This is a genomic window from Acinetobacter sp. GW821-FHT01C12 (assembly GCF_059422625.1).
In genome coordinates this window covers 473,104-487,295 of record NZ_JBWKXD010000003.1, presented here as the reverse complement: position 1 = coordinate 487,295, position 14,192 = coordinate 473,104, and the positions used below count along the sequence as shown (strand labels likewise).

At 38.7% G+C, this 14,192-nt stretch carries 14 protein-coding genes; 4 read left to right on the top strand and 10 right to left on the bottom strand.

All coding sequences use genetic code 11. The features are described 5' to 3' along the window. Positions 1 to 8: 8 nt before the first annotated feature. Together AC07WY_RS11450 and AC07WY_RS11445 are read right to left on the bottom strand one after the other, a co-directional pair. Positions 9 to 566 carry a flavodoxin family protein gene (locus AC07WY_RS11450; RefSeq protein WP_244015315.1) on the bottom strand — a complete coding sequence of 186 codons (558 nt, stop codon included), beginning with the start codon at positions 564 to 566 and terminating at the stop codon, positions 9 to 11. Positions 567 to 597: 31 nt separating this feature from the next. Then, positions 598 to 1,299, bottom strand: coding sequence for an SDR family NAD(P)-dependent oxidoreductase (locus tag AC07WY_RS11445; RefSeq protein WP_494736401.1), 702 nt, complete (start codon positions 1,297 to 1,299; stop codon positions 598 to 600). A 167-nt stretch (positions 1,300 to 1,466) separates the two neighbouring features. Between AC07WY_RS11445 and AC07WY_RS11440 the strand changes: the two genes are divergently transcribed. Next, on the top strand, positions 1,467 to 1,868 hold the full coding sequence (locus tag AC07WY_RS11440) for a winged helix-turn-helix transcriptional regulator (protein ID WP_494736400.1): 402 nt from the start codon (positions 1,467 to 1,469) through the stop codon (positions 1,866 to 1,868). A gap of 102 nt (positions 1,869 to 1,970) precedes the next feature. Next, the gene (locus AC07WY_RS11435) at positions 1,971 to 2,348 is read left to right on the top strand and encodes a hypothetical protein (RefSeq protein ID WP_494736399.1); all 378 of its coding nucleotides are present in this window, start codon (positions 1,971 to 1,973) and stop codon (positions 2,346 to 2,348) included. A 693-nt stretch (positions 2,349 to 3,041) separates the two neighbouring features. On the opposite strand, the gene AC07WY_RS11430 is transcribed toward AC07WY_RS11435, so the two are convergent. From AC07WY_RS11430 to rplU, 8 genes are all read right to left on the bottom strand, one after another. Continuing rightward, the gene (locus AC07WY_RS11430) at positions 3,042 to 3,521 is read right to left on the bottom strand and encodes a tRNA (cytidine(34)-2'-O)-methyltransferase (protein WP_004819563.1); all 480 of its coding nucleotides are present in this window, start codon (positions 3,519 to 3,521) and stop codon (positions 3,042 to 3,044) included. Positions 3,522 to 3,605: 84 nt separating this feature from the next. After that, complete coding sequence (gene cysG, locus AC07WY_RS11425; protein WP_034615647.1) at positions 3,606 to 4,979, bottom strand: siroheme synthase CysG; 1,374 nt, start codon at positions 4,977 to 4,979, stop codon at positions 3,606 to 3,608. 81 nt (positions 4,980 to 5,060) lie between these two features. After that, positions 5,061 to 6,332 carry a serine--tRNA ligase gene (gene serS, locus AC07WY_RS11420; RefSeq protein WP_004722550.1) on the bottom strand — a complete coding sequence of 424 codons (1,272 nt, stop codon included), beginning with the start codon at positions 6,330 to 6,332 and terminating at the stop codon, positions 5,061 to 5,063. Between the two features lie 108 nt (positions 6,333 to 6,440). Then, positions 6,441 to 7,247: an RsiV family protein gene (locus AC07WY_RS11415; protein ID WP_270382742.1), complete on the bottom strand. Its 807-nt coding sequence runs from the start codon at positions 7,245 to 7,247 to the stop codon at positions 6,441 to 6,443. Positions 7,248 to 7,349: 102 nt separating this feature from the next. Then, the gene (locus AC07WY_RS11410) at positions 7,350 to 8,876 is read right to left on the bottom strand and encodes a carotenoid oxygenase family protein (protein ID WP_262085251.1); all 1,527 of its coding nucleotides are present in this window, start codon (positions 8,874 to 8,876) and stop codon (positions 7,350 to 7,352) included. A 174-nt stretch (positions 8,877 to 9,050) separates the two neighbouring features. Next, positions 9,051 to 9,746, bottom strand: a complete 696-nt coding sequence (gene lolA, locus AC07WY_RS11405; protein WP_004722558.1) for an outer membrane lipoprotein periplasmic chaperone LolA — start codon at positions 9,744 to 9,746, stop codon at positions 9,051 to 9,053. 252 nt (positions 9,747 to 9,998) lie between these two features. Next, entirely contained in the window at positions 9,999 to 10,253 is a 255-nt protein-coding gene (gene rpmA / locus AC07WY_RS11400; protein WP_004722560.1) for a 50S ribosomal protein L27, read from the bottom strand. 19 nt (positions 10,254 to 10,272) lie between these two features. Continuing rightward, a complete protein-coding gene (rplU, locus tag AC07WY_RS11395) occupies positions 10,273 to 10,584 on the bottom strand; it encodes a 50S ribosomal protein L21 (RefSeq protein ID WP_004722561.1) in 312 nt (103 codons plus the stop codon). Between the two features lie 430 nt (positions 10,585 to 11,014). On the opposite strand from rplU, the gene sdsA reads away from it, so the two are divergent. Continuing rightward, a complete protein-coding gene (gene sdsA / locus AC07WY_RS11390; RefSeq protein ID WP_244015307.1) occupies positions 11,015 to 11,998 on the top strand; it encodes an All-trans-nonaprenyl-diphosphate synthase in 984 nt (327 codons plus the stop codon). A 15-nt stretch (positions 11,999 to 12,013) separates the two neighbouring features. Continuing rightward, a complete protein-coding gene (locus AC07WY_RS11385; protein ID WP_262085250.1) occupies positions 12,014 to 14,068 on the top strand; it encodes a site-specific recombinase in 2,055 nt (684 codons plus the stop codon). Positions 14,069 to 14,192: the final 124 nt, after the last annotated feature.

Below are 14,192 nucleotides of genomic sequence, written 5' to 3'. Positions count from 1 at the left end.
AACTGCAATTATGCTGCAATAAATTTTTCCGTTATCGCTTTGATTCGTTTTGCATATTGTTTTGCAGTCTCTAAATCACCGCTTGGAATCTCATCTGTACTGGCATCAGCAGGTGATTGAACCAATAAGCCGACAGAACCGCCTAAGCTGTTCACATCCTGACGTGTAGCGCTTTTAGTGTTTGATGGTGCCAAACCAAGACTGACCCAAATACCACCATGTTGTGAAGCCAAGGTATGTAAAGAAATTAACGTGACTTGCTTATCGCCATTTAAACTTGCGCTGTTGGTAAAACCACCGAAAACCTTGTCTGCCCATGCACGAGTAAACCAACGCTTAGAAGATGCATCTGCAAATTTTTTAAATTGCCAAGGTACACCGCCCATGTAAGTTGGCGCACCAAATACGATTGCATCTGCGGTATCTAAAGTGTCCCAATCCTGATCTTGAATATTGCCCTCTTGATCCACTTCGATGAGCGTTGCCTGAATTTCATTGGCAAAAGTTTCTGCAATGACTTTGGTATGGCCATAACCTGAATGATAAACAACAGCGATTTTTGACATGATAAGTCCTCTGATTGAGATGATAGGTATATTAATGTTTGATATAACTTGGAGGGGTTGCAGTTAGACCTTGTTTGAGTTGTTGGGTAGATTCCCCAACCAACACTTCAAAGGCATTTTGTTGAATTCCATCAAATACGTGTTGCGCCACTGTATGTGGAGAAATTTTGGCAATATCCAGTGATTGGGTTAAATCTGTGTCGATAAAACCAACATGTACCCCCATCACATGAACATTGGCTTTTGCTAACCATTGCCGAGTTGAATTGGTAAATGACCATGCTGCCGCTTTAGAAATCGCATAACTGGCTAACATCGTGCTGGGTTCCCAAGACACATCCGATAAAATATTGACGATATAACTTTCAGCATGGCTTGCTAAAATTGGAGAGAATTGCTGAGTCGTATTGATCACACCATAAAGATTGGTTTCTAAAACCGCCCGTGTCACTGCTGCAATATTTGCATCTACAGGGCTTTCATTTAAGCGTGCAATACCTGCATTGTTGATTAATAGATTGACATCACCACATTCTGCAACAGCTTTTTGAATAGATACGGGATCTGTGACATCTACAACAATCGGAATAATACCCTGTTGATTAAAATCTTGAAGATTACGCATTCCTGCATAAACTTTCTTGGCACCACGTTGTATCGCTTGCTGGGCAAGTGCTAAACCTAGACCACGATTTGCACCTGTAATAAAAACGACCGCATCTGTTATTTTCATTAAAACCACGCTCATAAATATAAAAGGGTCGATCAATGCTATCAATCAGCAGAAGTTGTATTGACCTGATTAATTTATGATATACTTTTGAAATCTAGTATCAATTAGTTACTACATGGTAACTGGTCATTTCTTGGTTATAACTTTCCAAATTGAGGTATAGATTGATGACTAATGTATTCAATTTTAATATTTTTCATCCAAACTGCCCGGCAAGATCTTTTTTTGAAAAATTTGCAGATAAGTGGGTTTTGATGATTATTTATCGACTTCATCAGCACTCTCAACACTTCAATGAACTGAAAAAAAACTTAACAGGCATCTCACCTAAAGTACTTTCCCAGAAATTAAAAATTCTGGAAAGAGATGGATTTATCACCCGTACAATTCATGAAAACAATGTGATTCGTGTTGAATATGCATTAACCTCTCTAGGCTTTGAGTTTGCTCAAACTGCTTTATCATTTAAACTCTGGGCTGAAGGTAATGTGCAACATGTCATTCGTGCTCAAAAACAATTTGATGCCATTCAAGCAAAAAATGAGCCAACACTGCTACAAGAAGCCTAAACCTCAACTCTCTAAATACGACCTATACTCAACTCGCTATGTTGTAAGCATGATATCAGCTCAGCGTCATTTAAATAAAAACATAGCAAAGAGGACAAAATAATGAAAATTCCACTTCTCTTTATCCTAGTAATCCTCAGCCATAGTGCTTTTGCGTCCTATGAAAATTCTTGTGATTTAGAGGTTAAACTTTTAGAAAACTCTTCTACACGTACGCTATATATCAATAAAGATGGCTTAGGTGAAGTTGAGGAAACATCACTCAACATAAAAGGTGTTGTAAAAAAAGCGCAAGCCGCTGGCCGAGCAGATAGTGGTTGTCAACACTATATCGGCAAAGTCTTAGAAGAAAATTTAAGCGATTTCCCGAATCGCTCTGAATTTAAAAAAGGACAAAACATTAAACTGAATATCTTAATCACAGATTATAAAGGTATACCGAAATCTGAAACGGTGACCTATTTAGAAGCAAACAAATAGTTAAAATCTGATTTTTTAAGGTCTGAATAAGAAAGTACAAGCATTGGGGTGCAGCCTGATACAGGCTGTCAACACTATTTAGGAACGTTATATAGGCAACCTGTCAAAAAAACTCAGACACAAGAATATAATTGCTCTTAATTAATATTTTTAATTAAATCAATTGTATGGAAAAATAAATTATTTGATTATAAAAAAGCTTGCCTTGCATTGCCACACCTTACATTCAAAGTTTAAATAGCTTTGCGTAGGCGGTGCCTCACTTTTCAGAGATGAAAAGTGACAAAAATCTTCTATTGGGCGAGGGGTACGTCCTGTACCCCCACCCAACGGCTACATCCCTGTCGCCCCGCGATAGGATAAACATCTAGAATTCAAAAGTATAAAAAATGAATCGATAATCAACAGTTTCTAAAAGTTAATACAAAAACTTATGATCAATGAGTTGATGTAAATCACTTGTATGAATAATTAGGCGGTTTGACTATAGTTATAGAAGAAAGAATCACTCAAATATTTGGTATATTGCAAAGAAAGGACAAAAAATTAAGATAAATATTCGGATTACTGATTTTAAAGGCAAATCCCAATCGGATGAGATCGCTTATACAACCATAACCTCATTGCTCCTTCCAAAAAGGAAATTCTAAATTAATAAGAGTAAAAACCCATCTATGCGATGGGTTATGATTTTTATTTTAACTCTTTAAACCCTTGCTGACGCCATGCTTCATATAGAATTACTGCGGTGGCATTCGATAAATTCAGACTACGTGAATTCGGTGCCATAGGTAAACGAATCCAATGCGACTGAGGGAACATCATACGAACATCTTCTGGTAAACCACGTGTTTCTGGCCCCATCAATAAAGCCACAGGTCGGTTTAAATCTGAGGTATGTGGTGTTTCAGTGCCTTTGGTGGTTAAAGGATAAATCGCATCAAGATCAATTCCCTGCACCTTTAAATGTGCCAAACATTCAGCAAAGTTTTCCCAAACTTTCATATGTGCCCATTCATGATAATCCAATCCTGCACGGCGCAACTTCTTATCATCCAGTTCAAAACCTAGAGGCTTGACTAAATGTAATTGTGCACCGGTATTGGCACATAAACGAATGATATTCCCTGTATTTGCAGGAATTTCAGGCTCGTATAAAACAACATGAATCACGGGAGATCTCTACTTATCAGAATACAACCTAAGTCCTTTAAAAAAGACCATGTCTGTTTTTTTAAAGAAAAATTTAGGCAGATATTATTGCCACTGTAACTGTTCGCGTAAACTCACCACTTCACCAATAATGGTCAAAGTAGGCGCTTGAATATGGTTTTCTTCAACTTTTGATGCAATATCTGCCAATGTTCCAACCACCACCTTTTGATCAGGGGTTGTCCCTTTGGAGATCAAAGCCACTGGCATATTTGGACGTTGACCATGTGATATTAGATTTTCACAAATTTTTTCTAGTCCCACCAAGCCCATATATAAAACCAATGTCTGATTTTCATAAACCAGCTCATTCCAGGGTAGCTCTGGTGAACCTTCTTTTAAATGTCCCGTCAAAAAACGGACGCTTTGTGCATAATCACGATGTGTAAGCGGAATCCCAGCATAAGCTGAGCACCCTGATGCGGCGGTAATGCCCGGAACAACTTGGAACGTAATATTGGCCGCAAAAAGCTCTTGAATTTCTTCACCACCGCGACCAAATATAAACGGATCACCACCTTTTAGACGGCAGACACGTTTACCTTCGGTGGCATATTTGACCAGTAATGCATTAATCCCATCTTGTGGCACAGAATGATTTGAACGTGCTTTACCCACATAGATTTTTTCAGCATCACGACGACACAATTCTAAAATCGCGGGGGACACCAAACGATCATAAATCACCACATCCGCTTGCTGCATCAATCTAAGTGCTTTTAAGGTTAACAGCTCTGGATCACCTGGTCCTGCACCCACCAAATAAACTTCACCTTTTGGTTTTTGCCATTTTGTTAAAGCTTGTTCAATTAGACGATCTGCCTCTATGAGATTGTCATTAAACACCTGCTCTTTTAAAGGGCTGGCATATAAATCTTCCCAAAAGATTCGACGTTCATCAGGATTAGTAATCTGTTCTTTAACAGCTTTACGCCATTTCCCAGAAAAATCAGCAAGTTTACCCATTCCATGAGGAATAGACGCTTCAAGCTGAGTACGAATCTGGCGAGATAAAACAGGAGAGGCACCATTGGTGGCAATTGAAACCACCAGTGGTGAACGATCAATGATCGCAGGCACCATAAAGCGACAATGTGGAGGATCATCAACACTGTTGACTAACACATTTAAATCTTCACAAGCTTCAAAAACAGCTTGATTGACAGCTTTATCATTGGTTGCAGCAATCACCAAACGATAGCTACTTAGGCTAATTTGACGATCAAATTTATCTGCATGATATTGCCCATGGGTTGAATGGACAATATCTAAAAGATTTTGCTCTATATCAGGTGCAACCACATGAATCACTGCACCAGCTTTTGCAAGTAATACTGCTTTGCGGTAAGCAATATGCCCACCACCCACAATCAGACAAGGTTGCCCTTGTAGTTTTAATGAAATTGGGAAAATTTCCACAGTGTTCCTCAAAAGTTCAAATCTGATTGTACTAAGCAATATTTATGCACAAAACTGAACCAAATATCGAGTTTTCGATATTTAGTCGATAAATGTTGCACCAGCCATGTACGGGCGTAACACTTCTGGCACTTCAATAGAGCCATCGGCACGTTGGTAGTTTTCCATCACAGCCAATAAAGTACGACCGACAGCCAAACCAGAACCATTCAAAGTATGTACCAGCTCAGTTTTCTTTTGGTCTGCACGATAACGCGCCATCATACGGCGTGCTTGGAAATCGCCCATATTTGAACAAGAAGAAATCTCACGATATGTATCTTGGCTTGGTACCCAAACTTCTAAATCATAAGTTTTACACGCACCAAAGCCCATATCACCACCACATAAAACGATTTTACGATATGGTAAGCCTAAAGCTTGTAAGATCCCTTCTGCATGACCTGTCAATGCTTCCAAAGCATCCATTGAGTCTTCAGGTTTTACGATTTGGACCATTTCAACTTTGTCGAATTGGTGTTGACGAATCAAACCGCGCGTATCACGACCATAAGAACCTGCCTCACTACGGAAACATGGTGTATGCGCAGCATATTTCAACGGTAAACGGTCAGCATCAATGATTTCATTACGGACAAAGTTCGTCACTGGAACTTCGGCGGTTGGAATCAAATAGTATTCTTTTTCGCCTTGTAATTTAAACAAATCTTCTTCAAATTTAGGCAGTTGACCTGTACCACGCAATGAGTCTGCATTGACAAGATAAGGGACATAAGCTTCGGTATAACCATTTTTCAAGGTATGGGTATCCAGCATGAACTGGGTCAATGCACGTTGTAAACGCGCCAATGGACCTTTCAATACGCTGAAACGTGTGCCCGTTAACTTGGTTGCAGTTTCAAACTCCAACCCACCCATCATTTCGCCAAGGTCAGTATGGTCTTTGATTTCGAAATCAAATTGACGTGGTGTGCCCCACTTTAAAACTTCAACATTATCACTTTCATCTTTCCCTTCTGGCACAGACTCATGTGGCATGTTTGGGATTGAGAGTAGTTTTGCTTCTAATTCAGCTTGAAGTTCATTCAATTCAACTTCAGCGGCTTTAATTTCATCACCAATCGCACCCATACGTGCCATGATTTCTGAAGCATCGCCACCAGATTTTTTGATTTGACCAACTTGTTTCGCACCCGAATTACGCTCTGCCTGTAAGTTTTCAGTTCTAGACTGAATTTCTTTACGGCGAGCTTCTAGTGATGCCCATTCTTCAACGTTGAGTTGTACACCACGTTTGGCTAAGGCTAAGTTTACAGCCTCGATATTATTTCTGATTAATTTCGGGTCGATCATAGTCAATCTAAAGGGTAAGAAAAAAACTGACTATAGTGTAAGCTCTTCACTGTAAAAAATACAGTGACAGAGCATTAGACATACATGAATTGTATGATTTGAAGACAATTAAGGTGTAACAGGTTTTTCTACAGTCGCTTCGACTTGAGGTAGACTTGGTAAATACTCGGCTTTAATCAAATCTTTTGCCACTTGATACGGCAGCTTTAACTCAGGCATACCTTCTGCATAAGAAGTAAGTTCATATAATGGATAAACAAAAACCAGACCATTTACACCGTAATAATAGTTATCACTTAACTGCAATTTATCACGCGTAATATCCTTTTGAATCAACCAGTTCGCATTGGCATCATAAAGCTGTTCAGCAACTTTTGCTTCGACGTTTGGTTTTAAAATATCTGTTAGGGCGAGGCGCTTTTGCGTGCTTAAATCGAATGTCACATATTCATTGTGATACATCCCATGAGCAGCACCGGCTGCATAGGTATAAGTCTGGATCACAAAAGTGGCTAAATTATTTTGTTGTGAAATAAAACGAACATAAATTGAATTTTGATTTAAGCCTTTAGGTGAAGATTGCGCTTCACTTTCAGCTTGGGCATGATTTTGATCTTTCTCAAATGCGCCAGGTACATCTTTTTTAATACGATTTAGAAAATACTCATCTAGCCAAGGCACATTACTTTTTACAGTTTGCAAATCATATTGCGTACAACCATCTTCATCACAAAACTGTTTTTTTACCACATTGACGCGTTCAACCTTAGCTTGAATCAATGGTATTTGCGCGTGTTGAGTTGCTGTTGCAGCTTGTTCTGCTTGAGGTGCTGGCTTTTCTTGGCATGCGCTAACCATGAGCATACTGGATAAAAGAGATAAAAAAATCAGACCACTTTTAAAATTTACTTTCATTTCTATATCTTTAAAGCATATTTAGTAATAGCCCTATCATAAAACCAGAACCTTTAAATTAATATTCATAATTGTTAATTATTGAAATTTTGTTGTTTAAGCCTATGTGCTAACTCTTTTATTCAAATTAGCGCCAACATTGTCATTTTGATTGAAATCTACATTTGCATGGTTCTCAACCCAATTACAATGAAATCCCAGTGGTATATGTACGCCCAAATCAATTTCAGCCTGCTCAGCTATTTCTAGTCCATTTACTTTTAAAATAACAGCTTTGGCTGCTTCCCCCTCTACATGATGCAAATAGGCCATCAAATATCCATGCCCTTCTGCACTGTGTTCATGCTTAGCCACAAAAGTAACTTCACCAATTGCCCACTGTATACCAAAATCATAACTCACAAATGTTTGCATTTCTAAATCATGAATATATAAACAATTGAACAATGTAGTTTCAGCAAAACCCAAAGTGTATAAATAGCGATATGGGACCCCAGTAAAACGCGCATCAATTTTCGGAAATTCTTGAATTCGAGAGTCGAGTACAGTTCTATGTAGCGTTTGTAAGCTTAAATCAATGCGCCAACGTTCTAACTGTGCATGTTGCAATTCATAAGCTGCGTGTTGGGAATGTTCAAAATCGTCCTGATGTACCAAAACATCTAAAATAATTCTATTTTCATGATCACGAAAAGCATTTGCTGCATGAAAAACAAAACATGGTTCAAGCTCAATCCACTGAATCTGTTCAGCATTTGCATATTTAGGCAATATTCCAATACGTGCTTGATGCTGTTTATTCCATTGATAGGGAACACTTGCACCATGCAATAATCGCGTCATTGAAAAAGTAAGCGGAAAATCAAAAACCAAAACTTCTTGTTGTGTAATGAGACAATCATGAATCATGGGACCATGTTGTAATAAAATTTGCGTGACATGAATTAAATCGCCATGCTGATCAATCACTTGGTAATAGGCATTTTTACGATCTAAAGCATCATAACTAATCGCATGTAAGTGCCCTGTTTTAGCATCTTTACGAGGATGTGCGGTAAACGGTAAATCAGCATCACTATTAAACAACTGATAACGTTCTGCATTTAACTCATCATCTAAGCAGATTGGAAACGCGCCAGCTTCAATCACCGCCCAAAGTTTTCCTGCATGTTTAAAAATGTTGGTATTTACAACATCATGTGCACCACGGCGAAAGCCGCCTATTGCTGGTTGTTGTTTATATTGCTGCACCGTATCTGTGGCCAGCATACTGCTTTTAAACCAGATTGCTTTACCCGCTTGTAATTTGAGTGCGTGAATCATTCCATGACCAAGATACCATTCAAATAATGTCGGCTTTGCGACATCAATCGGATTTGAGCCAATTCTTAACAATAAACCATTTAAATGCGGTGGGATAATTCCTGATATTTTTAAGTTGGTTGTGATAATTTCTTCAACTGGCTGGTAAAGCTTCTGCTGATAAAGATTGACTTCTGCGTCACGACGATGCCGTCTTAAAAATCGCCCAATCATGCAGATTAACTTTTGCCTCAAAACATTCAAAAATGACTTTTGCGCAGTCATCTTTGGGTAATGTTTGAGTTTCAATTGTGTCTTGCGATACATACAGCATCTCAGTTTTTATATTCAAACCCTTGTTTGAGCATAGAATAATCTTGTATTGAAAGCCACTTTATTTGCTCGTAGCTATTATTACATGGCTAAGTCTATTGCTCTGTTCTGTTTAATCGGCATAAAAAAAGCAACCTTACGGTTGCTCTTCTATTCAATCAAAATCGTTTATTGATCAATAATGTCTGTGCCTTTAGGCGGCACAAAATTAAAGGTAGATGCAGGGATAGCGGCATTGACCTGTACATTGTTAAAACGCACAGTGGTTGTTTGACCCAAAGAATCTTGCAAGATCATTAAAGTCGGTGCATTTTTCGCCCCAAAACTAATCGTCAAGCTTTGGAAAGCACCATCTTTTTGTTTTGGATACAAGGTATAGTAAGTTTTACCTGCATTCGGCTGAGTAATACGATAAGCCTTTTGAATTTGCTCAGTATTACCACTGAGTAGTAATGCTGGTGTATTGGCAACCTGCTCATCTAAACTTTGGCGTACAGCCTGCTGTAAGTCAGGATCATAAATCCACACTGTACGACCTGCGGTCACAATAGTCTGTTTTGCGGGCGTGGTGGTTTCCCAATAGAATTTACCAGGACGCTCAACCTTCATTGTACCTTTAAAGGTTTGATTCATATGCTGAGCGGTTAAACCCTTTTTCTGTGCAACTTTACCTGTTTGAGTCGCTTTTGTGGTTTGCTCAAAATTTGCAGTAAAGCTTTTTACACCACTGAGTTGTTTAACCAAATTTGCGGTTGCTTGTTGCTCCGAAGCAGCAGTTGCTGCAAAAACTGTTGTGCTCATTACAGGTGCAAACAGCGCTGCACTTATAGCCACTGCACCCATCGTTTTACGAAGCATATTCATATGTTCACCTTTTCTATGTCTGTACCTCAATTAAAATATTCAAATAATATTTGGCACAGAATGTAATTTATTAGATTGCTTATCTTAAACCAAATTGAGTCAGTAATAATTGAGAAAATAAGAAGTTTTGTATTGTTATTGGTGCAATATGTTGAAAATTATTCATCATGATGAAGATGGTTTTTTCTTTAATGCTAAAAAAAACTGATAAAAAAACCCGCAATAAAGCGGGCTTTTTTGCACTCTTAAAGCTTACGCTTCAACAGATACATAGCGACGGCCAAATTGACCTTTCACTTCAAATTTGATTACGCCGTCAGCAGTAGCAAATAAAGTATGGTCACGACCCATACCAACATTTGTACCAGCGTGGAATTCTGTACCACGTTGACGAACGATAATGTTACCAGCAGTCACAGCTTGACCACCGTACATTTTAACACCTAACATTTTAGGATTCGAATCACGACCGTTTTTGGTCGAACCACCGGCTTTTTTAGTTGCCATGTCTATATACTCCTAGTGATTAACCTGCGATCGTAGTAATTTTCAACTCGGTAAACCATTGACGGTGACCTTGTTGTTTACGGTAGTGCTTACGACGACGCATTTTAACAATACGAATTTTGTCATGACGACCGTGACCAACCACTTCTGCAGTTACTTTTGCGCCAGCTACAACTGGAGCACCGATTTGAATGCTTTCGCCATTCACAACCATTAATACATCATCAAATGTAATAGTCGCGCCAGTTTCAGCTTTCAACAATTCTACTTTAAGGGTTTCACCCTCAACAACACGGTGCTGTTTACCACCGCTTTGGATTACTGCGTACATAATGTACTCCAACTTACCCGTGTCGTCGTGCCGATAAAGGAATATATCGATCTTAAGACGAACGCCACTGGGGGTTATTCAAGGGCAAAGATTTTAAGTGATAATGAATTAAACAACAAGTCATTTCCAGCAAATATTATCATTGTATAGAAAATAATCTACATATAATGGTTTTTTTAAGATTTCCCCTTTGATAATATGAATTTTTTTTTAAGATACAGCTAAAATTGAAATAGATTTTTAAAACAAATCCGCTACTATGTAGCTCAAAAGAATGATCGATTGAATGTTCAATGCTTTATTCATCTTTGGACAAAGAAAGAACAAATCATTAAGATTCAGGCACGATGTCTGCTTGCAAAAGCAACATTCAGACATGTTAATTGTTACACTAGCAACTTATAACGCATTTGCATGAGGCTCCCACCCGATGACCATCGACTTTAAGCAAGATATTCTCGCTCCAGTTGCAACCGACTTTGCTGCAATGGACAAGTTTATTAATGAAGGGATTACCTCAAAAGTTGCTTTAGTGATGGCCGTCAGTAAACATGTTGTTGAAGCTGGCGGTAAACGCATGCGTCCAATCATGTGCCTACTTGCAGCAAAAGCATGTGGTGCAACAGATCTACAGATGGACCCTTATCGTAAACTGGCAGCAATCATTGAAATGCTGCATACCGCAACATTGGTACATGATGATGTTGTAGATGAATCTGGTTTACGTCGTGGTCGTCCAACTGCGAACGCAACTTGGAACAACCAAACTGCGGTGTTGGTGGGTGATTTTCTGATTTCTCGAGCTTTTGATCTTCTGGTTGATCTCGACAATATGATCTTGCTCAAAGACTTTTCGACGGGCACTTGTGAAATTGCCGAAGGTGAAGTATTACAGCTTCAAGCACAGCACCAACCCGAAACAACTGAACAAACTTATTTAGATATTATTCACGGTAAAACTTCTCGTTTATTTGAACTTGCAACTGAAGGTGCTGCCATCATTGCAGGGAAACCTGAGTATCGTGAACCATTACGTTTATTTGCAGGTCATTTTGGCAATGCCTTTCAAATTATTGATGATATTTTAGACTATACCTCTGATGCTGAAACATTAGGTAAAAATATTGGTGATGATTTAATGGAAGGTAAACCCACTTTACCTTTAATCTCTGCCTTAGCAAATACTCAGGGTGAAGAGCACGAAATTATCCGTAAAAGTATCGCAACTGGTGGAACAAGCGATTTAAATCGTGTGATTGAAATTGTTCAGAGCTCAGGTGCTTTAGATTATTGTAGTCGCCGTGCCACAGAAGAAACTCAAGCTGCGATTCAAGCTTTGAATCATTTGCCTGAATCTGAGTATCGCCAGGCATTGTATAATTTAGCGCAACTTGCCTTACATCGAATTCAATAAAATTTAACAAGGCTTATGCATATACAATTTAATGATCTTTTCCTCCTTATGCAGGAACAACTTGACGGCATAAAAGTTGTTCCCAATCCTGATATATTAATTGAGTTAATCAATCGTATCAGACCCAGTGACAGCCACAATTTAGAAGAAAGTCAAAATAAATTTGATGCTTTAATTCAAGCACTGCTCACTACACCCAATGCATCTTCTGCATTTCAAGGTTACTTACTCAAGCTGGTCAATCACTATAAACAAGCAGGATTGTATGCAGATAGTGGGATTTTATCTTTAGACGGCTTTTGGAATCAGCTTGGGCAACGGATTGGCGCACATTTTCTACCTTTATTGACAGACGAATCAGATCTCAAAGATTTGGTTGGCAAAGTGTTTCACCAACGTAGTGATAAATATTGGCTGGAAAATATCAGTGAAAAGAAATGGGAACAATTGTTCCGATTACTCAATCAAGGTCATCGTTATAAAAACGATAAATTGGGAATTAAACGCGATATTGTCAAAGCCATTACTGTGCTTTCCTATCGAATCAGTGGTATTGGCTTATATCCTGAATTTATCAATGCCTACCCTGAGCTTCAAGAATATGAATCGCCTTTTTTAGTTCAAAACCGTGAAATTGTTGAGTTTATAGAAGCGTATAAAAAACAACATCGCGATGAAGATGAGCTTGCTGTGGGTATTCCTCCTGATGCAGACCAAGCGTTGGTCATGATTGAACAATGTCGTGATGTGGTACAAAAAATCCGTCGAGCAATCAAACGGATTGGGGTGAGTTTAAGTCTGACTTATCTACTCTCGTTACTAGAACAATGTATTGATCGAATCGAACTCTTACTCAATCTTCTTGTAGAAGATGATCAGATCCGTTATCAGCTCTGTGGTGAATTGCTCACTGACTTAGTCAATGCTCACTATAGTGAAACCAGTGTGCGTGATTTGCTTAAAACCAACAGTGAGTTAATCGCACTACAAGTCACTGAAAATGCCAGTAAGACAGGCGAACATTATGTAAGTACCGATAAAAAAGGTTTCTTTGGCATGTATAAAGCAGCTGCAGGCGCAGGTGCGATTATTGCAACCATGGCAACCCTGAAAATACTGACTGCACGTTTAGTCCTTGCGCCATTTTTGCATGCCTTTCTCTACAGTATGAATTATTCATTGGGCTTTATCCTGATCCATGTTTTGCACTTTACTGTAGCAACCAAACAGCCTGCGATGACGGCGGCCGCACTTGCATCAACAGTTCAGCACCAAAAGGGTTCAAAAACAGCGCAAATTGCTGAACTTGCTGGACTGATTATTAATATTATTCGGACCCAGTTTATTGCAATTCTGGGAAATATTTCGATTGCGATTCCAACTGCCGCCTTAATTACCTATCTATGGCAACTGTCAATGCATGAACCACTTTTGACGCATGCTAAAGCCACAACCTTACTCGCCAGCCTAAATCCATTTACCTCATTGGCAATTCCACATGCAGCAATTGCAGGTGTTTGTTTATTTTTATCGGGATTAATCGCTGGATATTTTGACAATATGTCAGTCTATCGAAAAGTCGGGCCTCGCTTAAAAGCTCACATAAAATTGAAAAAAATGATGGGACAAGCCAGACTGGACAAGTTTGCAGACTATATCGAGCGAAACTTAGGCGCTTTAGCGGGTAATTTTATCTTTGGGATCATGCTTGGAAGTATGGGAACCATTGGTTTTATCTTAGGTTTACCATTAGATATTCGCCATATTGCGTTTGCTGCTGCCAACTTTATTCAAGGCTTAATGACCATCAATGGTTCACCTGATATTGGCCTCATCATAGTGTCTTTCCTTGGCGTGTTGTGTATTGGTTTGACCAACTTATTTGTCAGCTTCACACTCACCATTATTGTCGCACTCAGAGCAAGACAAGTTCGTTTTTCGCAATGGAAACCATTGGCAAAACTCATATTTACCCATTTTTCTACCCGTCCTTTAGATTTCTTCTGGCCGCCAAAACAACCCTTACAACTTGAAGATGAGGCAAACTCACAAAGCAAACTAAATCACTAGGATTTTTGTTATTTTTTGTGCAAATTGTTAATTATTTCACAAAAAGAAATTAGTATAAATTACCTAAATTTACTCACTTGAAAAAAAGTGTACTGGCTAGTACACTTCGGTTGATTAAATAAAC

Coding starts and splice junctions, on each gene's coding strand:
- sdsA (WP_244015307.1), top strand. CDS start 11,015: ATGACCATCGACTTTAAGCAAGATATTCTCGCTCCAGTTGCAACCGAC.
- AC07WY_RS11445 (WP_494736401.1), bottom strand. CDS start 1,299: ATGAAAATAACAGATGCGGTCGTTTTTATTACAGGTGCAAATCGTGGT.
- lolA (WP_004722558.1), bottom strand. CDS start 9,746: ATGAATATGCTTCGTAAAACGATGGGTGCAGTGGCTATAAGTGCAGCG.
- AC07WY_RS11415 (WP_270382742.1), bottom strand. CDS start 7,247: ATGAAAGTAAATTTTAAAAGTGGTCTGATTTTTTTATCTCTTTTATCC.
- rplU (WP_004722561.1), bottom strand. CDS start 10,584: ATGTACGCAGTAATCCAAAGCGGTGGTAAACAGCACCGTGTTGTTGAG.
- AC07WY_RS11435 (WP_494736399.1), top strand. CDS start 1,971: ATGAAAATTCCACTTCTCTTTATCCTAGTAATCCTCAGCCATAGTGCT.
- AC07WY_RS11450 (WP_244015315.1), bottom strand. CDS start 566: ATGTCAAAAATCGCTGTTGTTTATCATTCAGGTTATGGCCATACCAAA.
- AC07WY_RS11410 (WP_262085251.1), bottom strand. CDS start 8,876: ATGTATCGCAAGACACAATTGAAACTCAAACATTACCCAAAGATGACT.
- serS (WP_004722550.1), bottom strand. CDS start 6,332: ATGATCGACCCGAAATTAATCAGAAATAATATCGAGGCTGTAAACTTA.
- AC07WY_RS11385 (WP_262085250.1), top strand. CDS start 12,014: ATGCATATACAATTTAATGATCTTTTCCTCCTTATGCAGGAACAACTT.
- AC07WY_RS11440 (WP_494736400.1), top strand. CDS start 1,467: ATGACTAATGTATTCAATTTTAATATTTTTCATCCAAACTGCCCGGCA.
- rpmA (WP_004722560.1), bottom strand. CDS start 10,253: ATGGCAACTAAAAAAGCCGGTGGTTCGACCAAAAACGGTCGTGATTCG.